Below are 26,751 nucleotides of genomic sequence, written 5' to 3' on the forward strand. Positions count from 1 at the left end.
GGTAGAATTTGATGAGGGCGGCACAAGGGACAGGGACACAATGCAATCCTTATTGACCGATGTATTCACCATTTTATTTGTCCCCCGTTTCCGTTACAGCGGCGGAATTGCCCAACTTCGCGCTCGGATCACGCTCATCTTCACTGTGCTGCTCTCCAGTGCGGGGTTAATCGCTATCATCGGCGTTGCCGTTGGTGCAGCACAGGTGCAAACCATTGAGACGATCATCGCCCTCATTACGGTGGGCGTTTTGCTCAATATTGTTCTGATTGCCCTCATTCATAGTGGGCAAGCATTCCTCGCCTGCCTCGCTCAATTCGCCTTTATGAATGTTTTTGCTTTAACGCTCTTCGGTACATATGGCATTGATTACGGATCGCTGCTCCCTGCCGCTGTGATCATCCTCTATGCGGGCGTGCTTGGCACGGCATGGTCGCCGGCGCTGATGACCGTCATCTATGGTGGTGTCACCATCATTGCCCATCTCTTGCAAGTACGTGGCATCATCGTCTCACCTACCGTCACCGTTCACGCCGATCAACACACCTTACGGCTGGTCAGTTCTGTCGGCTTACTCAGTGTGATGGGTATCCTCAGCACCTTATTCGCCTATGAACTACGGCGTGGTTTTAGCGCTGGCGGGCGAACGCTCACCCAACTGCGTGCTATTGCCGAGGTTGCGAAAAACACCGCCGAGGCAACGACCCTCGGTGATCTCCTCCAACGAACAGTAGATTACATTCGGGATCGCTTTGGCTTTTTCCATGTCCAGGTGTTCCTTCTGGATAACGAGCGCCGCTATGCCAACCTTGCTGCCAGTACGGGCGATCTTGGCGAACAACTCATGCAGCGTGGCTACCGTTTGGCAATGGGTTCACAAAGCATGGTGGGGCGGGCGCTGATCAGCGGTGAGCCGATCATCACGGGCAGTTATGAGGATGATAGTCTCGGACGCAGTAACGAACTCCTGCGCGAAATGCGCTCTGAGTTGGTCTTGCCCCTCATTGTAGGCGAGGCGGTTATTGGGGCATTGGATATTCAAAGCGCCCGCGCCAACGCCTTCAGCAATGACGAAGTGAACACCCTGAAAGTCCTTGCCACACAGGTTGCCCTCATCGTCTATAACGGGAAGCAGTTGGAAGAAGCCCGTCTTCAACTCAACGAAACGCGCCGCCTCCTTTTGGAAACAGAGGTAAGCCTGCGTGATACACAGCGCCTGAACCAGCGCTTGACGGGTGAGGCATGGGAGGGATATCTCAAACTGCGCAATGCCGCTATCATCGGCTACACCCTTTCCGATACCCGCCTCACCCGTGATACCAGCTGGACACCCGGCTTGGAACAAGCGGCGGGGAAACGCCGTCCCGTTTTGACCCCCCTCACCACCGAAAGCGGACAGCAGCGGCAGCTTATCGCCGTTCCCATTGAACTACGCGGGCGCACCATTGGCGCTATCGAAGTAGAAATGGATGGCACCATCCGCCAAGCAGAAATGCTCGATGTCTTGCAATCAGTCTCTCAGCGCCTTGCCCTCAGCGTCGATAACGCACGTCTCTTTGAACAGGCGCAGGAACTTGCCCAACGAGAATTGGAAGTGAACGCCATTTCCAGCCGCTTGCAAGGCATTGGCGATATTGATGAGTTGGCGAAAATCACCCTTCAAGAACTAGGGCGGGCGCTTGGGGCGGCACATGCTGTCATTCGCTTGGGCGCACCGGGGGCAATTGCCAATGGCAGCACCGAGGCACTGCCTATCCCACCAAGTACCTCTACGGAAGGGGAAATTTAACCCATGACTACCACCACCCCTCCCACTCGTTTGGGGTCTCGCTATAACCTGACGCGCTTTTACACCAACCCGCTTGACCTTCAACAGGCACGGGCGCTGCGGGCGATCATCATTGGGCTGCTGATTTTTGTCTCGCTCAGTTCGTCATCTGTTTTGGAGCAAGACAAAACAGATATTCTCTATTTCACAAATGTCCCTATTGCCCTCACGATTATTCCCTATCTGGTCATTATCCTCGCCTTCTTTGCGGGCATGGGCTTCACCATTTTTAGCCTCTACCGCCGCGTGCTGCTCAGCGCAAAAATCCTTTTTTTGGCGACGACTATTTTTTACACAGTGGCGAATTATGTCCTCACCGAACCAGCCTCTGTCAGCTTGATCACGCTTCTCATTGCACCGGTAGCAGCGGGTGTCCTTTTGGAACGGCGCGGCGTGATCACGACAACCTTGATTATGAGCGGCTTGCTCACCATCATTGTGATTCTTCACCAGGTTGGCGTTCTCGCTATTGAGGCGGAGATTACCGGCACGAGTTTTGATGCGGTTATCTTTGGCATTCCGGTCATGCTCTTGCTCGTCGTTTTGGCGGCAGCCTTTTCCGGTGGGCAGCGCGTCCTACTCCAACGCAATATTTCCCTTGCTAACGAGTTGACCGGGCTGACTGAAATCGTCAAGATGATTGGGGCGGGCATCTCTCAAGAGGACTTGCTCACCTACACCGTTGAGATGACCCGCGATCAATTTGGCTTTTACCATGTCCAAATTTTCCTTGTCGAGGAAAAATCAGGCGTCGTTATTCTCGTTAGTGGGACGGGCGCACGTATCGAAGGCAGTTCCTTACGGCGGCGCATCATCCCCGATGATCCGTCGATCATCAATACCGTCATTGCCGAAGGCAAAACACGGCTCATCACCCTGAACGATCCTGACATGCAGCGCACTGAATTCTTACCCTCCACCCGCGCCGAACTCCTGATTCCCCTCGCCTACAAAGGGCAGGTTGTTGGCGTTTTGGATATTCAGAGCATCCAAAGCGATGCCTTTTCTCCCCGTGATGTGGAGGCGCTTGAATCAATTGCCTTGCAGGTTGCTGGCGTCGTCCACACCAACCGCCTTACCGATGCTTTTAGCCAAATCCTTGATGAGCGCTCAGCGTTGGTCGATCAGCTTCGGAAAATGCGCCAAGACAACCAACAACTGGCACAAGAGGCAGGTGGGCAGGCGTGGGGGATTTACCTTGAAAACCGTTTCGGGCGGCAGGTTGGCTATGAATTTAGGGATGGCTCAATCATCCCCTCGCCCAATGTGGCACTCAGCCTTCCCGACCTAACCACACCCCGCCTTGTCCACATGGACAATGATCCCGTGCTGCTTGTCCCCATTACTTCGCGGGGGCAGCCGCTTGGCTTTATGGAATTTCGTGGCAAAGATAAAGAAGCATGGGATGAACGGAGTCTTGATTTGGCGAAGGCGATTGCCCAACGGGTGGCGCTCTCGCTGGATAACCTTCGTCTCTTTGAACGCGCCCAACTCGCCGTCACCCGTGAACAAATCGCCAACCAAATCGCCACTATTTTGCAATCGAAAAATGACGTTGATTCGCTCGTCACCGCCGCTACCGAAACCTTCCAACAAGCGCTCGGTGCCACCCGTGCCAGCGTTCGCTTGGGCGTTTTCGATACGCTTGATGAGGGGAAAGGGTAGGGTGCCATGCTTCGTATTATTGCCTCGCTACCACTCCGCCTGAAGATTTTCTTGGGGTTGATTCTTGCCTCAATTGCGGTGATCCTCCCTGCCAGCTATTCGGCAAACGAATACCGCCGTGCCGTCCAGCCAATCTCTGGGATACTCACACAGTCCCTCGCCAACCAACGCTCAGATTTGATGACTACTATTGCCACAAGCTCACAGCTTGCCCTGCGCACGCTTGCCAACGATCCGCTCCTCATCTTTTCCATCAATGGTTTTGCCGTCGCGCAGCAGTCTTCTGAATTCCAAATCAAGGGCATGTTTCAGCGCATTTTGAACGCTGATCCTAGCATTCGGCAAATGCGCTTTCTCAATACCTTTGGGCGGGCGTTGGTGTCTGTTCCTAGCACAAGCGATGAGTCCGATATTGAATTTCCTGTCATTAATGATTATCTCCGCCCCTCGGCAGCAACCTCTGGTCGCCTTTATGTCGGTCCGCTGCGGGGAACAGATGCCCCCGAACTGACCTATGCCATTGCCGTGCGGGGGCAGGAAACCTCTCTGGGCTATCTCGTCATGCGCATTGATCCATCGGGGAGTGCTGACCCACTCTTGCCCAGCCTATATTCCAGCTTGCGCCCGCAAATACTAGAGACGGGGACGATCATTTTCTACCTTCTCCGCTCAGATGGCACAGTAGAATCGCCCTTTGCCGAGATCATCGGCTCGGCGTCGGATGCTGCACAGCGGGCGCGAACGCTGCTTGCCGGCGAGACAAGCAGCGCCCGTGAATATGTCAGCCCCATCATCAACCGTTCGGTGACTGGCTACATCATCCCGCTCACAGCGCTCAACCGAACGCTTGTTGCCGAGGCACAGTTGATCCGCCTCGGCGTTGAAGAAGATACTGGGCGCTTTTTGCTGACGCTTGGGGTGTTGGTCATTGGCAGTTTGCTCCTTCTCATCTTTGTTGGCGGTTTCTTTGAGACGTTGGTTATTCAGCCCATGAAGCGCTTGCTCGCCATGAGCTTTCGGGCAGCGCGTGGCGAACGGATTACCATTCCCACAAATGCTCCCACCGATGAAGTGGGATCGGTCATGCGCTCGATTGGTGCTCTAACAACGCTTGCTCGCCAAGACATTACCGCCCTTGAAGCGCGTGTGGAAGAACGAACTCGTGATATTCAGGCAACCCGTGATATTGGGGCAATCCTCTCCAACATTCGTGATGTGGACACCATTTTACGGCGCGTGGTTGATCTGATTCGAGAGCGCTTTGAAAGCATTTACCACGCCCAAGTCTTTCTGGTTGACCCCACCCGCCAATGGGCGGTGCTGCGTGCCTCAACGGGCGAACCGGGAAAGATGCTCCTCGAACGCGGTCACCGCCTTGCCGTTGGTAGTGTCAGCGTCATTGGACGGACAACCTCCGAGGCACAGCCGACCATTGCCCGTGACACCTCGCGGGACGCCGTTCACCGGATGAACGAACTGCTCCCCGAAACACGGGCAGAGTTGGCGCTCCCTCTTCGTGCTGCCGAAGGGGTGATTGGGGCGCTTGATCTTCAGAGCAAGCGCGTAGACGTGTTTTCCGACCAAGACATTGTGCTGTTCCAGAGCATCGCTGATCAACTCACCATTGCCCTGACGAACGCCCAGTTGTTCCAAGAATCGCAAACGCGCTTGATAGAAATTGAGCAGTTGAACCGCCGTCTGCTTGGCGAGGCATGGCGGGGCTATGCCAACACCCGCCAACGGGCGGTGGGCGGCGGCAATCAGATTGTCCCGAAAGAAGAAGCGTGGTCGGATATTCAACGGCAGGCGGTGGAGACGAAAACACTTGTAGAGCGTCTCATTGGGGATAACATGACCTTTGCCGTGCCTGTCATGCTCCGCGATCAGGTTTTTGGGGCGGTAGAATGGACAGTGCCACAGATCAGCTATAATGAAAACACGCGGCTTTTGGCGTGGGAACTTGCTGGACGTTTGGCAGTGAGCGCCGATAACGCCCGCCTTTTGGAACAATCGCAGCGCTTTGCCGCCCGTGAGCGCATGGTCAGCGATATTACGAACAAGCTCGTCCAGCAGGCGAATGTTGAGGCTGTGTTACAAACAGCAATCCGCGAGTTAGGGGTGGCGCTGCGCGTCCCACAGGCATCCATCCGCTTGGCGACGACGACAGCCGTTTCTGAAAGCGCCGAACCAGAAACGCCCACCGCCAGCGATTAAGTACAGCATGGAAACTCCCCCCTTTAAGTCATGGAGAGGGGATGCTGTTCATTAAACGCCGTTAAGTTAATGGTGTAAAGTAGGCAACCCAACGTTATGGCAGCCCGTATCGGTTGAGGAGCGCGATCATGATTGGTCTGTGGCGACGGTTATCCATTGGGGCAAAGTTGTTGCTGCCGATCCTCGGCGTCTTCGCCTTGCTCTTGCTCACCTATTTCCTCTTGATCCTTCCAGCACTGAATCGCTTGGTAGAGGAAAATACCGCCGCCGCCTTTGAGACGCAGCTTAGCGGTTTGGATGCGCGGCTGGCGGCACTTTTGGAGGACTCGCGGCTCACCATCACCAGCCTTGCCGGAAGTTTTGAAGCACGCGAACTGATCACCTATGCCAAACAGGGCGATCTGGCTCGCTTGGCAACGGCGCAAACGGTGATGGAAAACCGCATGGCGAATACCTTCAGCGCTCCCCGCTTGCAATTTGCCGATATGCGTTTCTTAAACGCGGTAGGCGACCAGCTTGCCCGTGTTCGGGTGGGCGGGATACAACCGGGGACGCCGGGCTTTGCGATGGGCAAGGAATCCTTCATCAATGAAGGGGATCGTCCCTATTACACAGACATTACCCGCCTTCGTTCGGGGCAGTTTTATATTTCTGCGCCATCGCTTGCCTTGCCCATCGGGCAAACCGGCGAGGCAACCGACCTCGAATTTCAGATCGCCTCGCCCATCTATGTGAACAACGAATATGCCGGGGCGATTGTGGCAAGTTTCCGCCCCCGTCGTCAGTTACTCGAAATCTTTGGGCGTGATGAAGACCGGACGATCACCTTCGGGTTCTACCTCCTCGATAACAATGGTATTCCGCTTGCTTTTCACACGGCGGAAGAAACGACCCTCATTTACGGCGACGGCGGGCTGCCCACACCGGTTTTCCCAGAGCCAGTTTATGGCGAGGCAGAGGTAGCTCTAACAGAAGCTGACAATGTGAATTATCGTTCGCGGTCTTTCGCCAGCTTTGCCGAAGGGCGTTATGTCAACCTCCAGTGGCGTTTGGTCGTATTGGCAAACGCCGGACAGCCCGAAGCGGGCTATCGCGCTCTCGCGGCGGACGTTCTGAACCGGACGCTGACACTTTTGTTGGCGGCGGCGGCGCTTTTTGCCCTTGTCACCTATGCGGTGGTGCGCCCGCTGCGGCGGGTGACGCAAGGGGCGAATCGCTTGGCAGGCGGCTACCTTCAGGCAAAGATCGCCGTAGATAGCGAGGATGAAATTGGGCAGTTGGGGCGCGTCTTGAACGACATGGCTGATCGCCTCTTTCAGTCCTTCAGCACGATGGAACAGCGCGTCAAAGACCGGACGCGAAACATCGAATTGGCGGCGGATATTAGCCGTGACGCCTCACGGATTCGGAACATTGATGACCTATTGCAGAAAACAGTGGAAGCCATTCGGGATCGCTTTGGCTTTTACCATGCCCAAGTGTTCTTGATTGATGATGTCGGTAAAGATGCCATTCTTGTCACCAGCACGGGCGAGGCGGGGCAAAAACTCTTGGCGATGAAGCATAAGCTCGCCGTTGGCTCAAAGTCCATCATTGGGACGGTGACAGAGCGCCGGCGGGCAATCGTCGCCCTTGATACGCAATCCGGTGATGTGGCGCACCGCTTCAACCCATTGCTCCCGCTGACCCGCTCAGAAATTGCCCTTCCCCTGTTGGTGGGCGATAAAATCATCGGAGCGCTGGACATTCAGAGCGTTGAGCCAGATGCCTTCAACGACGATGATAGGCAAATCTTCCAACTTTTGGCAGACCAATTGGCAGTGGCAGTCGATAACGCCCGCCTTTTGGAGGCACAGGCAAAACAACTCCGCGAGATTGACCAACTAAACCGCCGTCTGACCCGCGAAACGTGGGAAACTTACGAAGACGAACGCCCCACTGATGCCCTCGCCTTCAAATACGATCTGCGTGATGTGAAACCGCTCAGTGGGGATGGCTATGGCGATGAGACGAATGGGCATGGGATGCCAGCCGCCAGCGGGAATGGCGATCACGAACGATCTGTTGAACTCCCGATTATGGTGCGTGGTGAGGCGATTGGCGAACTAACCGTCACCGAAGACCAAAACCTTCCCCTGACGGCGGATGATCGGGCGATGATCCGGGCGGTGGCAGACCGCGTGGCGCTGGCGATTGAGAACGTTCGCCTTGTGGAGCAAACCCGCGACGCTTTGAAACGTGTCGAGGACCTTTACGAGACGAGCAAGCAAATTACCTCGGCAGAGGATTTGGAAAAGGTCTTTCGCATGGCGTCGGATCGCCTTGCCATCTTCCCCGGTGTGGAGATTGTCGGTGTTTACCTTACCCATCCAACGCCTCGCCCAGATGCTCCGTATATCCGTTTTGCTCATATTTGGGCAAAGACAGAGGAACAGAGGAACGCCTTCCAAGTGGGTGGCATTCTTCCGCGCACAATGCTGCCCCCCGCCTACACCAAATATGACACCAGTGCTGGGGCAATTGATGGCAGCAATCCCGACTATGCCCCTGATGATGTGGTAAGAGGGCTTCTGCTTGGGCTAGGCATTGAGGGGGTGGCAATGACGCGGCTCAAGACTGCCAGCCGCGATTTTGGGGCGATTTTTGTGCATGGCACACGCTTAGCAACCTTCAATGAGACGTTCCTCCAATACTATGCAGCGCTTGGCGACCAAGTGGCGGCGGCGGTGGAAAACCGCTGGCTCTTTGAGCAATCCGAGGGCGAAGCGCGGCGCAACCGCGCCCTTGCCGAAGCCGCACAGGTCGCCGGACAGTTGGGTGTCGCCTTTGAGCAGCGCGTCGTGAATGTTATTCAAGTGGCAGCCGGTGCAGCTGACTTTGATCGCTGGTGGTATGGTGATATTCATGTTGGGACAGGTGGAATAGTCACCCTACGGCGGATCACAGGCAATTTTCCGGCGGAATCGCCCCTCTTGGCACTTGTCGAAATTGAATTGGACGTTGCCCAAAACGCCCTAGCCGTTGCCGCTCGTAAAGGCGAGACAGTGATTGTCAATATGCCCACAGAGAGTAAGGCATTGCGGGGCTTGCCGCCGCGCTTGGCAACACATTACGGGAAACATGTGGCAATCCCCGTGCGCAGCGGACAAGAAACAGTGGGGGCGCTCTATCTGGGGCGTGATGTGAATGGGGCGGATATTACTGAGCGCGATGTTCAATTGGCAGCAGCACTCGCCAGTCAAATCGCCATCACCGCCGAGAACCGTCGTCTCTTTGATGTGGCGCAAGCAGAACGAAACACCTTGCAGGTGATCCTTGACTCCTTGCCAACAGGGGTCATGGTTGTTGACGCAATAACGCGAGAGCGGACGCTAATCAACCAACAGGCACGCTTGCTTTTAGGCTTGGACGAGCCAACCGCCTATCGCCTGTGTTATGGGAACTCCGATGTCGAGTATGAACAGGATGAATTCCCGATCAATCGCGTTTTGGAAACAAGTGAAGCCGTTTACGCCGAGGATATGACGGCAATCAGCGTAGAAGGGCGGCGCAACGACCTGCTCGTGAACGTCGCCCCGATCCTTGTCGATGGTGTGATGCGGAACGCTGTCGCCGTGTTCCAAGATGTCAGCGAACTACGGGAATTGGAGAACGTTCTCCAAGAGAACCTGCGCGAAACAACAACGCTCTACCTGATCAGCCGCGCCATTGGTGCGGAAAACGATCTGATAAACATTTTGCGTGTGGTTGCCTCGCAAACCTATGCGCTCCATGCCCCCGATGAACTGCTTGCCATCCTGACCGATTCGGCAGGCAATCCGGCACAATCGTTCACATTGGGCGTGAATGAAGATGGCGGCTATGCCTTTGCCATTGAGGACGGGCTGCCTGTCCCCCGTCAAATCCTGATCAAAGATCAGCTTTTCGAGGAACAGGATGTTTTGAATAACCTCGCATTGTCAGAGGATGAGCGCCTTCGGGCGCGTGGAGTGCGGGGGATTATGTGCCAGTCCCTAACGGCACGCAGCCGGACGGTAGGCTGGCTGATCTTGATCTACCGCAAACCGCGTATGCTTTCTACAGAGGAGCGACGGACGCTTGCCAGCGTTGCCGACCAAACTGCTGTAGCAGCGGAGAGCGTCCGCCTTGCCGAGCAAACGGCGCTTGCCCTGACGACGGCAACACTGCTTTACGAAGCGAGTTTGAACCTGAACAGCGCAGAGACGATTGAAGGGGCTTTAGCCGCGATCCGCGATCAACTGCGTTATTTTGAACCATCCCATGTCGATATTCTCCTCGTTGATCCGCGCAGTGATGAACGGATTGCCGATTGGGTTGTCCGCTGGCGGCGGGACGATCCAGACAGCACGGAGGAGGTTATCCTCGAAAACGTCCCCAAATTCTTGAACTGGGCGGTCATCAACGCCGACCCCTACTTTGTGGAAGATGTTCGCCGCGCCGACCCCGCCCTTGTCGAGGTGATGAGTCAGTTCCCCTTCTGGGGGGAATTTGCCGCCCAAGCGTCCATCCCGATGCAAAGCAAAGGACAGCAGATTGTCGGGCGGCTGGTGATCAGCTTTGACCAACCCTATCAGTTTGGGCGAACAGAACAACAGGTGATCACCACCCTTGCCGATCAGGGTGTGGTCACCTTGGATAACTTCCAACTTGTGCGGCAGACCCAAGAATCACTAGATGAGACGGCACTTCTCTACCAATCCAGCCGCGCCATTTCCAGTTCGCTGACTCCCTCTGAGCAGTTGAGCGCAATCATTGATTACGCGGTGACGCCAATCATCACGCACGCTTTCCTGATTCGCCTGCTGAGCGAAGATTGGGAGGCGGCAAACGCTAGTATTCGCGTTATTGCCACGTGGCACGCCAAAGAGATTATGATTGACCTCGCCAATGTGCGCTTCACCCCTGATCAGTTTCCGGCGTGGGCAGAACTCACCGCCGGGCAGGTGGTTTGGGCAGAAGATTTGGACGACCCCGACAAATCGGTGGTTGTGGATGACGCTTTTTACCGCTTGTTTGACCTACGCTCGGTGATCGTCTTGCCGCTGGGTGTGGCGGGCGCCCCCATTGGTGTGTTGATCTTGGGGTCGGATCAAATGTGGAAATATACCGAGCGGGAAAATCGCATTTATGCTGCCATTGCCGACCTGCTTGCCAACGCTATTGAACGCCGCCGTCTGCTTGACCAAACCGAACAACGCGCCCGACAGCTTCAGCTTTCGGCGCAAATCTCGAAATCGGCGGCGACCATCCTCGACCTAAAAGACCTGTTTGAACAGACGATCTACCAAATTAAGGATGGCTTTGAGTTCGACCATGTTCAAATCTTCCGTATCACGGAGGATGGGCGCGAGGCACGGGTGGTTGCCTCGACGGGCGATGCCGGGCGCGAATTGCTGCGCATCCGGCACTACCTACCTGTTGGGTCACGCTCGGTCATTGGGCAGGTGACTGAACACGGTCAGCCGCAAATCGTCTCTGATACCACCGACCCCCGCGCCGTCCACCGCCCGAACCCTTACCTTCCCAACACGCGGGCAGAAATGGCGCTCCCACTGATTGCCCGAAATCGCATCCTCGGCGCGTTGGACGTGCAGAGCAACGAACCCGGCGCGTTTTCGGCGGACGATGTGAGTGTTCTCTCCACATTGGCAGACCAGATCGCCATCGCCATCGACAACGCCGAACTGTTTGAAACCTCTACCCGACGGGCAGAGGAAATGCGCTTCCTCTTTGATGTGACACGGCAGGTTGCCTCGGCAGACCCTACCAACGAGGAAGCCTACCGCGCTGTGGCAGAGCAGATCATGGATAACTTAGGCGGTTCGGCGGCGGCACTGCTCATTTTGGATCAGACGAACAGCCGCCTAAAACCCTATGTCGCCACAGAGCCGGGCATTGAAGTGAACGAACCAGAGTATTACGACTTCCGCACCCCGGCGTTTCAGGCATTTGTGGATGAACGCGATGCACTGATTCTCAACGATCTGCCCACGCTGCGAGAGCGCCTACGGGTGGGGACGGTATCTCGCTTGGGGCAAGGGCGGTTGGCAAACCAATTTAGCGATCTGCTCCCCGACGCTGGCTCAATGATGGTCTTGCCGCTGACTTCGGGAGAGATTCTGCTAGGGATGATTGTCGTCCTCAAGAAGCAGCAGTACGGCTTTAGCGATGATATTCTGCCGCTGATGCAAACGTTGAATTCGTCTACGGCTTCAACACTGCAAAGCGCCCGCCTTCTGCGGGAAGTTCAAGAGGCAAATGTGCGCTTGTTGGAATTGGACAAACTGAAAAACCAATTCTTAGCGAATATGTCTCATGAACTGCGGACGCCGCTGAATTCCATCATCGGTTTCTCGCGGGTGATTCTGAAAGGGATCGACGGACCGCTGACGGAAATGCAAACGCAAGACCTGCAAACAATCTACGAGAGCGGGCGGCATTTGCTTGGGCTGGTGAACGACATCCTTGATCAGGCAAAGATTGAGGCGGATCGGATGGAGTTCAACTACACCCACTTCAGCATGGTTGATCTGGTGCGGGGGGTTATGTCCACCGCCGTTGGCTTGGTGAAAGATAAACCGATCCAATTGATCCAAGAGATCGAAGCCGACTTGCCGTTGGTGTGGGGCGACGAGTTCCGCACCCGCCAAGCACTGTTAAACCTCGTCTCGAACGCTTGCAAGTTTACTCAACAAGGGAATGTGCGGGCAGCCGCCTTCCGCATAGAGACGGAGGGTGTGCCGATGGTACAGATTTCAATCACCGACACCGGAATTGGTATTCCCAACGATCAGTTGGCGGATATTTTCGAGCCGTTCCGTCAAGTGGAAAATACGGCGGCGCGGCAGTACGAAGGAACGGGCTTGGGCTTACCATTAGCACGAAAGATGATTGAGCGGCAAGGTGGCAAGCTGTGGGTGGAAAGTCACCTCGGTGTGGGGTCCACCTTCTCGTTCACCATCCCTGTCAACCCGATTGAGGGGTTGGAGACGGCGGCGACGCAATAAGAGACTGAACACGACTAAATACGATGGGGGTGGACGTTTTCTGGAGCATCCCCACGAATGATCACAACCCTTCTCAATGCCCGCCTCGTCACGCCTGACGGGGCGATGTTGACCACGCTCCGTTTTGGCGGGCGTATCCTCGCCTGGGATGTGCGTCCTCAACGTGGGGACGCTGTGATCGATGCTGGGGGATGCTTTGTTTTTCCGGGGGTGATCAACGCCCACGATCACCTTGAACTGAACCACTATCCGCGCACGAAATTTCGGGAGATGTACCCCAACGCCAGCCAGTGGGGAGATGAATTTTTGCCCCGTCTGAAAGACGAACCCTTCCGCACCTTGCGCCGGCTGCCCTTAGCTGAACAATGTCGCATTGGGGTGCTGAAAAATCTCCGCGCTGGCGTGACGACGATAGCGCACCATAATCCGCTTCATCGCCCGCTGCGGTGGCGCTATGGGCGCGTCGTTGTGCAGCGCTACGGGTGGGCGCACTCCCTCCATATGACGCCAAGTGAGGACATTCGCGCCCGCTATCGGGCAACGCCAGCCGATGCGCCCTTCATGATCCACCTTGCCGAGGGGACGGACGATCAAGCGGCGGGGGAGTGGGCGCGGCTGGATGTGTGCGGTGCGGCGGGGGCAAAGACGGTGATTGTGCATGGCGTGGGACTATCCGAGGTGGATCGGGCGGCGTCGATAGAGCGCGGCGTTGGGCTGGTGTGGTGTCCATCGACAAATCACTACCTTTTGGGGGCGACAGCACGGGTTGAGGCGTTCGCCGCAGCGGGCTTGCTGGCGGTGGGGTCGGACAGCCGTCTGACGGCGGATGGCGATTTGTTGGATGAACTGCGGGCGGCGGCGGCGACGGGACAAGTCACGGCGAACGCCCTTTTTCGGGCGGTGACGGTGGATGCGGCACGTCTGCTGCGGCTGCCGGATCGGGGGTCGCTGCTGCCCGGCTGCCGAGCGGATGTGGTGATCGCGGCGGCGGGGGAGGGCGATCCCTTTGCGGCGCTGCTTGGGCTGAGTCCGGCGGGGATTCAGGCGGTCTATATCGGCGGACGGAGGGTGACATTGGAGTCTTGAAAACAAAAAATAGCTAACACCATTCACCTCATTGCTCTGCTCTAAAAATTCGCTACGATCTTCACCACAATAGACGAATACATTTCTTCCTCAGCCAAAGGTAGCTCGATGACTGTGCAAACAACTCCCTCCGCCGACGTTGAGACGCTTGCCAAGATCAGCGAGGCGCACACCTATCGTGGACGCCCGCCCACCGACTCGTTCGTTTCTTATCTCACACTGGGCAGCCTCCTTGCGGAGCGTGTCGCCGCAGCGCCCGATAAGACATGGCTGATTCACTACAACGCGGCGGGCGAGAGGGAATCCCTCACCTATGCCGCGTTCAGCGCCCGTGTGAACCAAGCGGCAAACTACCTCTACACCGATTTGGGTGTCCGTCCGGGGGATCGCGTGGCGACAATTGCCTACAACCACAGCGACACGGTGATCCTCTATTTTGCCTGTTGGCTGATTGGGGCGATGGTTGCCCCCCAAAATGTGACGGAGGACGACGCACGGATCGCTTTTATCTTGCGCAACAGTGAGGCGGTGATTGCCCTCGTCCGCGAGGAATATCTTGAACGGGCTGAACGCATCATTCGGGGGACGGCGGAGGGGCTTGGCGCAAGCAACATCCGCCAGATTGTCCAAGTGGGCGGCGCGGCGCGGACGGAGTATCGCCATTTTCACACAGAGAGCGCCGTTCATCTAACGACCTTCACCCCGCCCGCCGAGGTCAGCCGCGAGTCGGAAAGTTTGCTGGTCTACACCAGTGGCACAACGGGCGCCCCAAAAGGTGTTGTCCTCACCCAGTACAACATGATGGCGGACGCGCACGGAATCAGCGCATGGCAAGGGATCACGGCAGAGCAGCGGCTTATGGCGGTGCTGCCTATTCACCATGTGAACGGGATCATCGTTACGCTGATCACGCCATTATATGTCGGGGGGAGCGTCGTCCTGAACCGCCAATTCACAGTGTCGGCGTTTTGGTCACGAATCGCCCGCGAAGGCGTCCATATCGTCAGTGTTGTGCCGACGCTGCTCCAGTTTTGCTGTGAATATGCCGACGCCCAAGAAGGGGCGGGGAAAAGCATCTGGGGCGAGGGAGTCAGCCGCGCTGACCTAACGAATTTCCGCCACCTGATTTGTGGGGCGGGGACGCTGGCGGTGGCGCTGGTGCGGCGTTTTGAAGATCGCTTTGGGGTGCGCGTCCTGCATGGCTACGGTCTGAGCGAGACAACCTGCTATTCCTGCTACCTGCCGGTGGATTTGACGGATGAGGAACACGCCCACTGGCTGTACGAGTTTGGCTATCCAAGCATTGGCTCTCCGATTGGGGTGAACGAGATGGCGATCTTCGCCCCCGATGGGTCGGGCGTCATGCTCACTCCGGGCGAACGCGGCGAAATCTGTATCCGGGGGCATAACGTCATGCGCTGCTACTACCAGCGCCCCGATGCCAACCGCGAAACGTTCAAGTTCGGCTGGTTTCGCTCTGGCGATGAAGGGTTTTATGAGGTTGATGAGAAAGGGCGGCAGTTTTTCTTCATTACCGGACGGTTAAAAGAACTCATCAATCGTGGGGGGGTGAAGTTTTCGCCTTTTGATATTGAAGAAGTTCTGCTCACGCTTCCGGGCGTCAAGGTTGGGTTGGCAGTTGCCTTCGAGAATGATTATTATGGGGAAGAAGTTGGCGCGTATGTCGTCCTTGAGGAAGGGACGGCACTGACGGCGGAGGCGGTGATTGCCCACTGCCGAGGGCGAATGTCGTTTGAGAAATCCCCGAAGGTCGTCCTGTTTGGGACGGAAGTTCCCGTGACGACAACGGGAAAATACCAACGGTTGAAGCTGCGCGATCTGTTCGCCGCCTATAAACCGACCCAATTTAAGCCATAGTGAGCCAGAGGGACATCATGGGCTGCTCGTTGAATCATGCTTGGATTGCCCGTGTGCCAATGTTCATCCGGCTCTGCACCAAAAGCCAGCAGGCGCTTGATGCCCATGTCCTGATTCGCGCTTACCCAAAGGGTGGGGCGATTTTCCTTGAAGGGCATCACCCCACCGGTTTGTGTATGGTCGTCTCTGGCTTGGTGCGCATTTACCGGATGTTGGAGGATGGGAAGATGCACGTGCATACCTACGTGCGTCCTTACGCCACCTGCAATGTGATCGCCGCGCTGGATGGACGCCCCAACCCTACCAGCGCCGCCGCCATGACAGACACGCAGATTGGCTGGCTCCCCCGCGAGGCGCTGATCACGCTCATGGCAAATGATGCCGATTTGATGATGGCGTGTATCCGCCTGCTGACGCTTCAGAATCGGGAACTCATGGCGCGGGCGGATGATCTCAGCTTTCGCACCGTGCCAAGTCGTTTGGCACGGCTGCTGTTGCAGCGGGGCGGCTTTGAGGGCGAGGCGAATATCCCCCTCGACAGCCTCTCCCAAGACGAGATCGCAGCGGTTTTGGGAACAAGCCGCGAGGTATTGGGGCGGGCGCTACGCCAACTCTACGATCTCGGTCTGATGCGGCGGGAGGGGCGGAAATACGTGATCATTGATCGGGCGGGCTTGGAAACATTAGCGGGAGAGTAGACGCCACGATCTGCACCCTGCATCCTTGTGATGAGTTGATTCCCCGTTAGGAATCACGCTACACTCTCCCTAAGTTCGCTCTCCGCACCCTCATAGGGAGAACCGCATGGCATTGGACTACCTTAATTTTGACCTTCGTTTGGATGATCATCCCCTCGGCGGTTATACGGTTGCGGTGGTCAATTCCCCCGCTGGTGAAACATCTGGCACATTTGATCTCCAATTTCCCGATCTTGAAAACCTCCTTCTGCGCCTTGAAAATGCGGTGATAAAGGGGTCACAACGGGGCGGCGCACGACGGCGACTTTACTCTCCAGAAGAAAAGACCGTGCAAGATTTTGGTCATCAGTTGTTTCAGACATTGTTTCCCGCCGATATACGAAGTCTCTATGATCAATCGCGTATCCTTGCCCAGAACGAGAGTAAGGGACTTCGCCTTCGCCTGCGGATCAATTCCCCCAAACTGAGCGCCATGCCATGGGAATTTCTTTACGATCCGCGTGGGGCGGGACGGTACCTGAGTCTTTTCAACGATACACCCCTTATCCGCTATTTAGAAACACCTTACCCCGTTACCCCTCTCACCATTCCAGCCGGTGAGCCATTACGCATTTTAGGGATGATTGCCGCCCCAACGGATCAAGAGGCATTGGATGTAGACGGGGAACGCGCCCATATTGAGGACGCCTTATCTGATGTATCGAATGTTGCTCTCACATGGGTCTCTGGGGGGACTGTTCGAGCCCTGACTAACGCCCTTGATGCGGGGCAATGGCATATCTTTCATTTCATTGGGCATGGGTTGCTCAATACCCGAACAAAGGAGGGCATGATTGCCCTTTGCAACACGCAAGGAAAAACCCATCCGTTCAGTGCCAGCCAATTGGCAACATTACTTGCGGATCACCAACCCTTGCGCTTTGCCTATTTGAATTCTTGCGAAGGGGCAAAAAGTGACAGTGCTGATTTGTATTCCAGCACCGCCTCTATTCTTGTGGGGAGCGGTTTGGCGGCAGTGTTGGCAATGCAGTATGAAATTTTTGATGAGGGCGCCAAATGCTTTGCCAAACGCTTCTACGAGGCGTTGGCAAACGGCGATCCTGTGGATCAAGCGGCAACTAAGGGGCGTAAGGCAATACGGAGCGAGGCGGGCAGCATCATGGAATGGGGGACGCCCGTCTTGACGATGCGCAGCCCCGACGGGGTGTTGTTCACGGTGCGTCCCGCCCAGAAACCCGCCCCCTCCCCGCTTGCGGGGAGGGATGAAGACCCCGTCGCGTTGTTCAATGAGGCAAGCGCCTGTGTAGAGGGCGAGCGCTACAGCGAGGCAACTGCCCTCTACGAACGGCTTTTGGGGTGGGCACCTCCCTTCCGTGAGCGGCAGGTACGCGCCCTCTTGAAGCAGGCGGAAGAACTTCTTGCCGAACAAGAGAAGGCACGCGCTGCGCAGAAACGGCTGGAAGAAGCAGAAGAACGTTTTTCGGACTTGGAAACCTTCGTCCAGCTTGCCCGAACAGAGAGCGCCAAAGCGCACGCCCGCGAGGAGATTCAGCAGTTCTTAGCGGATTACCCCGAATACAAGACCGATGCCAACGTCTTGGCGCTGTGGGAGAGGGTGAAACCGCCCCCACCGCCGAAACCCCCCGAACCCGCCCTGGGCACGCGGATGACCGACGAGAAAGGGGTAATCATGGTCTACGTCCCGCCGGGGACGTTCCAAATGGGGAGCAGCAATGATGCTGACGAGCGGCCGATCCATTCGGTGACCATTGAACGGGGCTTCTGGCTTGACCTGACGCCGGTGACAAACGCCTCCTATGCCCAATTCATCAAGGACGGCGGCTACAAAACGGAAACATACTGGACGCCCGGCGGCTGGGCATGGCGGAAAACGGCGGACAAGACCGCACCGAGGGACTACGACGACTTCACCGCTCCCCAGCAGCCCCGCGTGGGGGTGACATGGTTCGAGGCATACGCCTACTGCCAATGGCGGGAAGGTCGCTTGCCCACCGAGGCGGAATGGGAATGGGCAGCGCGGGGAGAAAGGAGTCTCGTTTACCCTTGGGGAAATGACTTCAAGCGCGATAGCAGCGTGGTGATCTATGGTGAGAATTCTGGCAGAAAAAGCCACCCTGTGGGGGAGGGGATACGGGTGGCGGGGGCGTCATGGGTGGGGGCGTTGGACATGAGCGGGAATGTGTGGGAGTGGATAAGCAGCCTCTACACCCCATACCCTTACGACGGCAATGACGGGCGCGAGGCGGACACCGGAGACCGCACGGATGTTCTGCGCGTGCTGCGGGGCGGGTCTTGGGGCGACAGTCAGGACAACGTTCGCGCTGCGAATCGGTTCAGGGTCGACCCTGCCAACCAGTTCAACCGTTGGGGGTTCCGTCTTGCCCGCTCTTACAGATAGTTCTGATTCCTGATCTTCTGTTTTCTGAATTCTGATTTTCTGTTTTCCTGTGGGGGTTCGGGGGCGAAGCCCCCGATCAAATTTTTTGGCTTTTGAGGGGCCCACCGGGTTGTTATGAAAACCTACACAAATTTGTATCCGCGTATGCTGAATTTCAACGCCATACTCCGGGCGTGGCGCAAGGCACGGCGGGGCAAACGGTACACCCATGCCGCTGTCGAATTTGAACAAAATCTGGATAGCGAATTGATCGCCCTCAATCGGGGGTGCAGGGGAGGTTAGACGCAGGCGAATGGTTATTAGCAGATTGTGTGAGGAATTCCGGCTAATCCGCCGTATAATAAAGCGGTTTGGGCTAGTCACGTTCGCGCTGCTGACACATTTTTTGAGGTTGGTCATCCATGTCCCCTATTGGCACATCAGAATCCCCCCTGCGGGTAGCGATCATCGGGTCGGGACCCTCTGGGTTCTACGCCGCCGAACATCTTTTCAAACAGACAGATCGCATCATTGAGGTGGACATGTATGATCGCCTCCCCACCCCTTATGGTTTGGTGCGCGGTGGGGTTGCCCCTGATCACGACAAGATCAAGACGGTGACGAAAGTCTACGAAAAAATTGCCGCCAACCCCCATTTTCGCTTCTATGGAAACGTTGAATTCGGGCGCGACCTGACCCATGCCGAGGTGAGCGCTCACTACCACGCCGTGATCTACGCCGTTGGCGCACAGACAGACCGCGCGATGGGCATCCCAGGCGAAGACCTCCCCGGCAGCTACGCCGCGACGGAATTCGTTGGCTGGTATAACGCCCATCCCGATTTCAGGGATCACACGTTTGATTTTAGCGCCACCGCCGTCGCCGTTGTGGGGAATGGGAATGTAGCGATGGATGTGGCGCGTATCCTTGCCAGTGGCGAGGGCGAACTGCGCGGCACGGATATTGCTGATTATGCGCTAGAGGCGCTCTGCAACAGCCGCGTCACCGATATTTACCTGCTTGGGCGGCGCGGACCCGCACAGGCGGCGTTCACTCACCCAGAGTTGAAAGAATTTGGCGAGCTTGCCGAAGCCGATGTGATCGTCGCCCCCTCTGAGGCGGCGTTAGACCCGCTCAGCGCTGACGACCTCAAACGAACGCCGAATACCCTTGCCGAGAAAAATCTCGCCCTGCTCAAAACGTTCAGCGTTCGCCCGCCTTATGGGAAACCGAAACGCATCCACATGCGCTTTTTGGTCTCCCCGCTGGAACTTCGCGGGAATGGCAAGGTTGAGGAGATCGTTTTGGTGAAGAATGTCCTTACTGCCGCGCCGGATGGATCGCTCCGCCCGAAGGCGACGGAAATCACCGAGACGCTCAAAGTTGGGATGGTCTTTCGTTCCATCGGCTATAAGGGAGTCCCTCTGCCCGATGTGCCGTTTGACGCCAAAGCCGCTGTGATTCCCAACAAAGCGGGGCGCGTCATCGATCCGGCAACGGGTGCGGTGCGGCGCGGTGACTATGTGGTGGGGTGGATCAAACGGGGTCCCTCCGGCGTGATTGGGACGAATAAGCCGGATTCAGTCGAAACGGTGAACTGCCTCTTGGAAGACCTTGCCAGCCTTTCGCCGCTCTCGCCGCCGACTTCGGGAGCTACCCACCGCGAGGCAGTGGAGGCGCTTTTGGCGGCGCGTCAGGTTGCTTACGTCACCTTTGAGGATTGGCAACTGCTTGACCAAGCAGAAGTGGCAAACGGGGCAGCAATGGGGCGTCCTCGCTTGAAATACGCTCGCATCCCCGATATGTTGGCGGCGATCCGTGAACGCAAAGCAAAGCGTGCCTAGACAAGGGACTATTAGCGACTTATGACCTTTTCACAATCAACCACCTCGCCCATGACGGGTGAAACACCTGTCAACGGGCTAATCAGCATCCGTCTTGATGTGCTGATCATCGCCGTGCTGCTTGCCGCCGCGTTTGTCCTTCGCTTGCCAAACGTAGATGTGATTCCCTTGAATAACAGCGAAGCGCGAGAGGCGTTCGCCGCCTACAAGGTGCTTAGCCCCACCTTCCCGGGCGAGACGCCCACAAGCCGCAACCCGCTTTTATTTGCCGCCACCACCCTGAGTCTTACTATTGGCGGGGCAGAACATGGCGCAGCGCGGCTGCCCTCGCTGCTCATCGGGCTTGTCCTCACCGCTATGCCCTATCTGTTTCGGCGCTGGTTGGGGGCGACCCAAATGGTCATTTTGATCGCCTTACTTGCCTTTTCACCTGTCGTTATGTTGGCGGCGCGGGGGATGCAAGGGGCGCTCTGGTCAGCGGTATTGGCGCTGCTGACGGTCTATGGCTTTGGGATGTATGCCGAGGTGCGCCGCGCCGGATATGCATCCTTAGGGGTGGTGGGGTTGCTGCTGCTCATTTTTGCCGCCGAACCCGCCGGATTTCTGACCGCCGCTGGCTTGGGTGTTGGGTTGGTGTTCGCCCTTGCCTCTGGGGAAGACCGCACGCCCGGCGCAGTCGTGGGGGATGTACTGAAAGGCTTTCCACGCGGCGCGGCGTTGTTTGCCGCCCTCACTGCCCTGATCGTTGTGGGATCAGTCTTTCTGATCGCCCCTATGGGGTTGCAGAGCCTCAGCGAATCGATCAACGCGGGGCTGCGTGGGCTTTCCGAACGCCCACCCGGTGTTCCTGCCATACTTCCTCTGATCATCAGCCTGACCTATGAACCCGTCTTATGGGTGATGGGCTTAGCCGGAGCATATATCGTCCTGTTTGGGGAGGGGGCAGCCCACCAACGCGGACAGGAACTGCTTCAGCGCGGCTTGTTGGGGTGGTTTGTCGCCTCTGTCGCGTGGGCGCTTGCCTATGGCGGCACAGAGTCCGGTCATGCCTTGTGGCTGACACTCCCCCTTGCTGGTTTGAGCGCCGTTGCCATTGAGCGGGCGCTGACGCCTGTCCAAGACCCCTTCTGGCGCGTCCCGCGTTGGGCAGTATGGGTGCAGGCAGTGGCAATGGTCGCCCTGCTGATGATCCTCCTCGTCAACCTTGCCTTTGTCGGGCGGGATATTGTAAGCGTCCCCGCTGATTGGGCGCCGCCGCTGACCGCCGATACCGTCCGGCGGGCGCTGCTGATCCCGATTGGCTTGCTGCTATCGGTGATCACCTTCTTCCTAGCGGGAAGCATCTGGGGAGCGCGGACGGCATGGCGCGGGGCGGGCTTAGGACTCCTGTTGTTCCTCGGCGGCTATGGAATCAATGCTGGCTTTGGCGCGGCACTTGTCCGCCCCGACGACCCCCGTGAATTATGGCATATCCGCCCATCCTCGCTCAACCTGAATCTTTTGGAGGATGCGCTGGAAACAGCCTCCTTGCGGGCGACGGGGAAACGCCACGAGGCAGAGGTTGTCGTTTATGTGCCGCCCGGAATGCGTGACTACACCTACAGTCCGCTGGCGTGGACACTTCGCCACTTCCATAAGCTGCGCTATGTTCAAGACATTACGCCGGCAATCACCGCCCCTATTGTGATCGCCCGCAAGGAGGACACCCTGCCTGATTTAGGTGGGCAGTACGTGGGGCAAGATTTCGTCACATGGCGAACGTGGGAGGTGGGGACGATGCAGTATTGGGATATTTTCCCCTGGCTCTATAACCGCCTGACCCGCGCCCAACCCACCGACGGCGAACGGGTGATTCTCTGGGTGCGTAGCGATGTTTACGGGGTGGGCGATATCCCCGGTGCGGGACAATAAGCCCTTTTTCAACCCCCCACCCCCGCCGACGGTAAACCATCGGCTCGGATTAACCAGCCCTTCAAGGCTTGAAATGCGCTCTCACCCCCCTCAACCCACAAAGGGCGAGAGGGAATCCATAGTTGCCACACCTTCGTAGGGACGTGCTACAGCGCGTCCGCGCCTTCGCCTGTGAAGGGGCGGTAATGGGAATTTCTTTCCCCATCTTGTGTTGCCACCTTCTCGGTTTTCGTGTTACAATACATTCAGAAAGTTCTAAAAGACACAAATAGAGCATGAGGGGCGAGGGCGTCATGGACATGGAACACGCACTACAAGCCGTTGAAGCAAAGATGATCGCCAGCGTCGGCAGCGATGTGCCTGTGCTGCAAGACGCCAGCCGTCACATCCTTCAGGCAGGGGGCAAACGGATGCGCCCGCGCCTTGCCATGCTCGCTTATGAGTCGGTTGGGGGGCGTGAGCGGATGGAGGTTGTGCCGATTGCCGCTGCTGTAGAACTCGTTCACACGGCGACGCTCGTCCACGACGATATTAACGATCACGGCGTGACACGGCGCGGACGCCCAACAATCAACAGCATTTGGGGGCGCACCTTTGCCCTCCTAACGGGTGATTTCCTCTTTACAAAAGTCTATGAGTTGATGGCGCCCTACGGGGATTTGAACATCACCTTTGCCCGTATGACGAGCGACCTTGTGGAAGGAGAGACGCTCCAAGCCCACGCCGCCAAGACAGGGACGCTGGATCGGGAAACGTATGCCCGTATCATTGCCAAGAAAACAGCGTCACTTTTTGCGGGGGCGGCAAAGATGGGGGCGATCCTCGGCGGGGGGACGCCCGCCCAAGTCGATCTTTTGGAGCAGTATGGTTTCAACGTTGGCTTGGCGTTCCAGATCACCGATGACATTCTTGACCTGATCGCCGACAGCGAAACATTGGGCAAAACCGCCGGAATCGACCTTGCACAGGGACGGGGCTTTGCGATGGCGTCGCTCAATGGGACGAGTGGGACGGGGGTTGCCGTTGCCGAGGCGGTTCAGGACGATGCGGTGACTGCCTTCAAACGGAAGTTACTGACCGGGAATTACATCCAAGAGGGGCAAGAAAACGCTCGTCAGTTGGCGTTGATCGCAGAAATGAGCCTTAGCGGACTACCAGAAACGCCCGCCCGTGATTTGCTCTGCGATTTAGCCCGACAGGCAGTAGATCGCACGTATTAGGGTGCGGGAGAGCAGGGCAAAGGGTGAGGACATCCAAACCCCACAGGGGTGGTCAACCATAGGTGGGCGCACACACGGGTGCGCCCCTACTTCCAGAGCTGCCATTTCCTCTTGTCTCCGATTGCGCTCATCGAAGAATTTGCCAACCAAGAAGAATCAAGATCGTCCAAACGAGGGCGAAAACCGGCGGGATGGGCAAGGCAAACCCCCACCAAAAAATGCCACCGATAGGGACGAGTACAAGCGCCAGAACCGCCCCAGACATGTAAGCATCCCACAACAACTGACCCGCCACCACTTCGAGAACGCACACCAAAAGAAAGCCAGCCAAGAGAGGGACGGTTGTCTGTATCCCAATCCGCTCAAACGGTCCCCGTCCATAGGCGGGAAACCCCATGACGATAGGAATGGGGCGTCCGCTCAGCAGATTCCGAATGGCAGGGAAACAGAAGATGCCAAGTCCGGCGGCAATAAACCAATGAAGTCCGGCGGCTAGGCGCAGCAGCGTTAGCTCATTCATGGTGATACCGCCTTACCGCACCTTAAAATGGCAGGTGATCTCATTTCTGGGACATGTTGTAGAAAGGGCATGGGGGGATAGGGGTGGGCGACTCCCTCTAGAGTCGCCCTTACAATAGTTCTAGAGCGCTCTAGAACGCTGTATTGCGGAAGGTGTTATAGCCAAAGTAACCGGAGACAGGGTCTTTCACCAGCACGGTGGGGTAAGCCCCGACCAAGGGGACACCGCCCGCATCGTTCGGAACGGTGAAGTTTGTGCTGAGCGTGCCATCAGCATTCGTTGTCGCTGTGGCAGAGGCTGTCGCCGCGTAGTTTGTCCCCCATTGGGTGATAAAAATCTGCACCTGACGAGGACCGGGGAAGTTCGTTCCGGTGATCACAATCGTGTCACCCGGACGGGCAAAATAGGTGTTGAAGTGGATGCGCGGGTAAATCCCATAGGGCGGGAAGAAACTCGCCGGAGGGGGTGCGGGCGGCAGCGGTGTGGCGGGCGGCAGCGGTACAACAATGGGTGGGTTTGCCGGAACAGCGCCGGGTGGGTAGCAAATAATTTGTCCAACGTAAATCTGGTTCGGGTTGTAAATACCGTTGATGTGTTGGAGAACTGTCCATGTCACATTGTAGGCAAGACCGATGCGGAACAGGTTATCTCCGGGCTTCACCACATGGTAGGTTGTGCAGCGCTGCCCGGGGTGCGCCTTGACAGGGTTGCTAACAGAAAGTACGCTCAAGGCGGCAACAACAACAACCGCCATGAGAATAAAACGGGTGATACGGTTCATAGCTAATTTCGGCGTACCCCCCCATTCGTGTTATTTGGGGAACGCCATTCTCCTTTCTGAAAAAAAAGAACGCGCCTCTTTACACAGTGTATCCATTCTTCATTTTCCGGCAACCACGAATTTTGCACAACAGACCGTTTTTCGTTAGAAAAAAGAAACTATGCTGCTACTTCAACTGATCTATGCCGCCCTCATCGCCCCACTTATGATCTATGCAATGGGGGTCTTTTACCTTGTGTTTGTCTACTTCCGTCCGGCGCGGCGGGTAATCGTACCGCACTACTTTGCCGAAGATGACCTGCCTTTGGTCACTGTTCAACTTCCGCTCTACAACGAACGGTATGTTGTTGGGCGTTTGCTTGATGCCGTCGTCCGTTTGGATTACCCTCGTGATCGCCTTCATATTCAAGTTCTCGATGATTCGACGGACGAGACAACAGGAATCGCCGCCGGGCGTGTGCGGGCGCTGCGTGCGGCAGGGGTTCACATTGATCTGCTGCACCGGACGGATCGGGCGGGATTCAAAGGCGGGGCATTAGGGGAGGCGCTGGCGCATACAGAAGGCGGATTTGTCGCTATTTTTGACGCTGATTTCATCCCCCCAACGGACTTTCTGCGGCGGACGATTCCTATCCTGCTGAGTGACTCCCGCTGTGGGGTGGTGCAAGGGCGCTGGGCGCATCTGAACGCGGAAGAAAACATCCTCACGCGCTGTCAGGCGCTCATGCTTGATGGGCATTTCGCCATTGAGCAGCACGCCCGCAGCAAAGGCGGGCTGTTGTTCAGCTTTAATGGCACGGGCGGCGTCTGGCGGCGGGCGGCGATTGAGGATGCTGGCGGCTGGCAAGGCGATACCTTGACCGAGGATGCCGATCTGAGCCTGCGGGCGCAGATGCGCGGGTGGCAGTTCGTCTTTCTGCCAGACCTTGCCACAGCGGGGGAGGTCTCCCCAGTGATGAGTGGATTCAAAGGGCAGCAAGCGCGATGGGCAAAAGGCACAACCCAAACGCTGTTCAAACTTGGGAGGGCGCTGCTCCGTTCGCCGCTCACCGCCCGTCAAAAGATCATGGCGATTTTGGGGGTGCTGGCGTACCCTATTCAACCGTTGGGCTTGGCGCTCTTGCTAATCATGCCGCTTCTGATGGTCAGTGGGGCGCTGCGCGATATGCCCGTTGCGCCGTTGGGGGTGGCTGGTCTTGCCGTTCCGCTGCTTTACATCCTCGGACAGAAAGCACTTTATGGTGCATCGTGGGCATGGCTGCGTGGTGCAGCGCGGCTGCCGCTCCTCTTGATTCTGAGCAGTGGTATGGCGTTGAATAACACAGTTGCCGTTCTAAGTGCCTTTCGGGGAGGGGTGGGGGTGTTCCAGCGGACGCCGAAATTTGGCGATGCTCCTTCAGGGAAGGGCTATACCATTCGCCCTGATCTGACGACCATTGGGGAGTTTTTCCTTGGTGTCTACAGTGTGTGTGGGGCGGTGTTGGCGTGGCGCTATGCCCCCGGTCTGATCGTCTATTTTGCCACCTACGCAGTCGGCTTTTTTATGGTATCGGGGTGGACACTTGCCGATCTATGGTCGGCACGGCGTCATATGTTTGGCAAACTTACCTCATAGGAACACCCCGTCACAGGTTGTATGTCACCCGCCGCTCAATCCGCAGGCTGAGGGGGAATCTCACC

At 56.9% G+C, this 26,751-nt stretch carries 15 protein-coding genes; 13 read left to right on the forward strand and 2 right to left on the reverse strand.

Translation table 11 applies throughout. The features are described 5' to 3' along the window. Positions 1 to 40 precede the first annotated feature (40 nt). The 12 genes from HS103_05030 (at position 41) to HS103_05085 (ending at position 23,770) form a co-directional block, all read left to right on the forward strand. Positions 41 to 1,789 carry a GAF domain-containing protein gene (locus tag HS103_05030; GenBank protein ID MBE7512163.1) on the forward strand — a complete coding sequence of 583 codons (1,749 nt, stop codon included), beginning with the start codon at positions 41 to 43 and terminating at the stop codon, positions 1,787 to 1,789. A gap of 3 nt (positions 1,790 to 1,792) precedes the next feature. Then, entirely contained in the window at positions 1,793 to 3,493 is a 1,701-nt protein-coding gene (locus HS103_05035) for a GAF domain-containing protein (protein MBE7512164.1), read from the forward strand. 6 nt (positions 3,494 to 3,499) lie between these two features. After that, complete coding sequence (locus HS103_05040) at positions 3,500 to 5,707, forward strand: GAF domain-containing protein (protein ID MBE7512165.1); 2,208 nt, start codon at positions 3,500 to 3,502, stop codon at positions 5,705 to 5,707. A gap of 128 nt (positions 5,708 to 5,835) precedes the next feature. Further along, positions 5,836 to 12,735, forward strand: a complete 6,900-nt coding sequence (locus HS103_05045) for a GAF domain-containing protein (GenBank protein MBE7512166.1) — start codon at positions 5,836 to 5,838, stop codon at positions 12,733 to 12,735. Between the two features lie 57 nt (positions 12,736 to 12,792). After that, positions 12,793 to 13,821, forward strand: coding sequence for an amidohydrolase family protein (locus HS103_05050; protein MBE7512167.1), 1,029 nt, complete (start codon positions 12,793 to 12,795; stop codon positions 13,819 to 13,821). A gap of 108 nt (positions 13,822 to 13,929) precedes the next feature. Beyond that, positions 13,930 to 15,699: an acyl--CoA ligase gene (locus tag HS103_05055; protein MBE7512168.1), complete on the forward strand. Its 1,770-nt coding sequence runs from the start codon at positions 13,930 to 13,932 to the stop codon at positions 15,697 to 15,699. Positions 15,700 to 15,716: 17 nt separating this feature from the next. Next, positions 15,717 to 16,397, forward strand: coding sequence for a Crp/Fnr family transcriptional regulator (locus HS103_05060; GenBank protein ID MBE7512169.1), 681 nt, complete (start codon positions 15,717 to 15,719; stop codon positions 16,395 to 16,397). A 106-nt stretch (positions 16,398 to 16,503) separates the two neighbouring features. After that, a complete protein-coding gene (locus HS103_05065) occupies positions 16,504 to 18,816 on the forward strand; it encodes an SUMF1/EgtB/PvdO family nonheme iron enzyme (GenBank protein ID MBE7512170.1) in 2,313 nt (770 codons plus the stop codon). Positions 18,817 to 18,930: 114 nt separating this feature from the next. Further along, positions 18,931 to 19,098 carry a hypothetical protein gene (locus HS103_05070; GenBank protein ID MBE7512171.1) on the forward strand — a complete coding sequence of 56 codons (168 nt, stop codon included), beginning with the start codon at positions 18,931 to 18,933 and terminating at the stop codon, positions 19,096 to 19,098. 119 nt (positions 19,099 to 19,217) lie between these two features. After that, on the forward strand, positions 19,218 to 20,639 hold the full coding sequence (locus tag HS103_05075) for an FAD-dependent oxidoreductase (GenBank protein MBE7512172.1): 1,422 nt from the start codon (positions 19,218 to 19,220) through the stop codon (positions 20,637 to 20,639). A 21-nt stretch (positions 20,640 to 20,660) separates the two neighbouring features. Next, complete coding sequence (locus HS103_05080; GenBank protein MBE7512173.1) at positions 20,661 to 22,550, forward strand: hypothetical protein; 1,890 nt, start codon at positions 20,661 to 20,663, stop codon at positions 22,548 to 22,550. Positions 22,551 to 22,843: 293 nt separating this feature from the next. Continuing rightward, positions 22,844 to 23,770 (forward strand): polyprenyl synthetase family protein, encoded by a 927-nt coding sequence (locus HS103_05085; protein ID MBE7512174.1) that lies wholly within the window; start codon positions 22,844 to 22,846, stop codon positions 23,768 to 23,770. 127 nt (positions 23,771 to 23,897) lie between these two features. On the opposite strand, the gene HS103_05090 is transcribed toward HS103_05085, so the two are convergent. Together HS103_05090 and HS103_05095 are read right to left on the reverse strand one after the other, a co-directional pair. Beyond that, entirely contained in the window at positions 23,898 to 24,290 is a 393-nt protein-coding gene (locus tag HS103_05090) for a hypothetical protein (GenBank protein MBE7512175.1), read from the reverse strand. A 130-nt stretch (positions 24,291 to 24,420) separates the two neighbouring features. Beyond that, a complete protein-coding gene (locus tag HS103_05095; protein MBE7512176.1) occupies positions 24,421 to 25,071 on the reverse strand; it encodes a LysM peptidoglycan-binding domain-containing protein in 651 nt (216 codons plus the stop codon). A gap of 160 nt (positions 25,072 to 25,231) precedes the next feature. On the opposite strand from HS103_05095, the gene HS103_05100 reads away from it, so the two are divergent. Further along, entirely contained in the window at positions 25,232 to 26,686 is a 1,455-nt protein-coding gene (locus HS103_05100) for a glycosyltransferase (protein ID MBE7512177.1), read from the forward strand. The last annotated feature ends 65 nt before the right edge of the window (positions 26,687 to 26,751 follow it).

The sequence above is a fragment of the Anaerolineales bacterium genome (assembly GCA_015075625.1).
Classification (GTDB): Bacteria; Chloroflexota; Anaerolineae; order Aggregatilineales; family UBA2796; genus UBA2796.

What these genes read in the sequence shown, in the direction of transcription:
- HS103_05065 (MBE7512170.1), top strand. Translation starts at nt 16,504, where the DNA reads ATGGCATTGGACTACCTTAATTTTGACCTTCGTTTGGATGATCATCCC.
- HS103_05075 (MBE7512172.1), top strand. Translation starts at nt 19,218, where the DNA reads ATGTCCCCTATTGGCACATCAGAATCCCCCCTGCGGGTAGCGATCATC.
- HS103_05090 (MBE7512175.1), bottom strand. Translation starts at nt 24,290, where the DNA reads ATGAATGAGCTAACGCTGCTGCGCCTAGCCGCCGGACTTCATTGGTTT.
- HS103_05040 (MBE7512165.1), top strand. Translation starts at nt 3,500, where the DNA reads ATGCTTCGTATTATTGCCTCGCTACCACTCCGCCTGAAGATTTTCTTG.
- HS103_05080 (MBE7512173.1), top strand. Translation starts at nt 20,661, where the DNA reads ATGACCTTTTCACAATCAACCACCTCGCCCATGACGGGTGAAACACCT.
- HS103_05030 (MBE7512163.1), top strand. Translation starts at nt 41, where the DNA reads ATGCAATCCTTATTGACCGATGTATTCACCATTTTATTTGTCCCCCGT.
- HS103_05060 (MBE7512169.1), top strand. Translation starts at nt 15,717, where the DNA reads ATGGGCTGCTCGTTGAATCATGCTTGGATTGCCCGTGTGCCAATGTTC.
- HS103_05050 (MBE7512167.1), top strand. Translation starts at nt 12,793, where the DNA reads ATGATCACAACCCTTCTCAATGCCCGCCTCGTCACGCCTGACGGGGCG.
- HS103_05100 (MBE7512177.1), top strand. Translation starts at nt 25,232, where the DNA reads ATGCTGCTACTTCAACTGATCTATGCCGCCCTCATCGCCCCACTTATG.
- HS103_05035 (MBE7512164.1), top strand. Translation starts at nt 1,793, where the DNA reads ATGACTACCACCACCCCTCCCACTCGTTTGGGGTCTCGCTATAACCTG.
- HS103_05045 (MBE7512166.1), top strand. Translation starts at nt 5,836, where the DNA reads ATGATTGGTCTGTGGCGACGGTTATCCATTGGGGCAAAGTTGTTGCTG.
- HS103_05095 (MBE7512176.1), bottom strand. Translation starts at nt 25,071, where the DNA reads ATGAACCGTATCACCCGTTTTATTCTCATGGCGGTTGTTGTTGTTGCC.
- HS103_05055 (MBE7512168.1), top strand. Translation starts at nt 13,930, where the DNA reads ATGACTGTGCAAACAACTCCCTCCGCCGACGTTGAGACGCTTGCCAAG.
- HS103_05070 (MBE7512171.1), top strand. Translation starts at nt 18,931, where the DNA reads ATGAAAACCTACACAAATTTGTATCCGCGTATGCTGAATTTCAACGCC.
- HS103_05085 (MBE7512174.1), top strand. Translation starts at nt 22,844, where the DNA reads ATGGACATGGAACACGCACTACAAGCCGTTGAAGCAAAGATGATCGCC.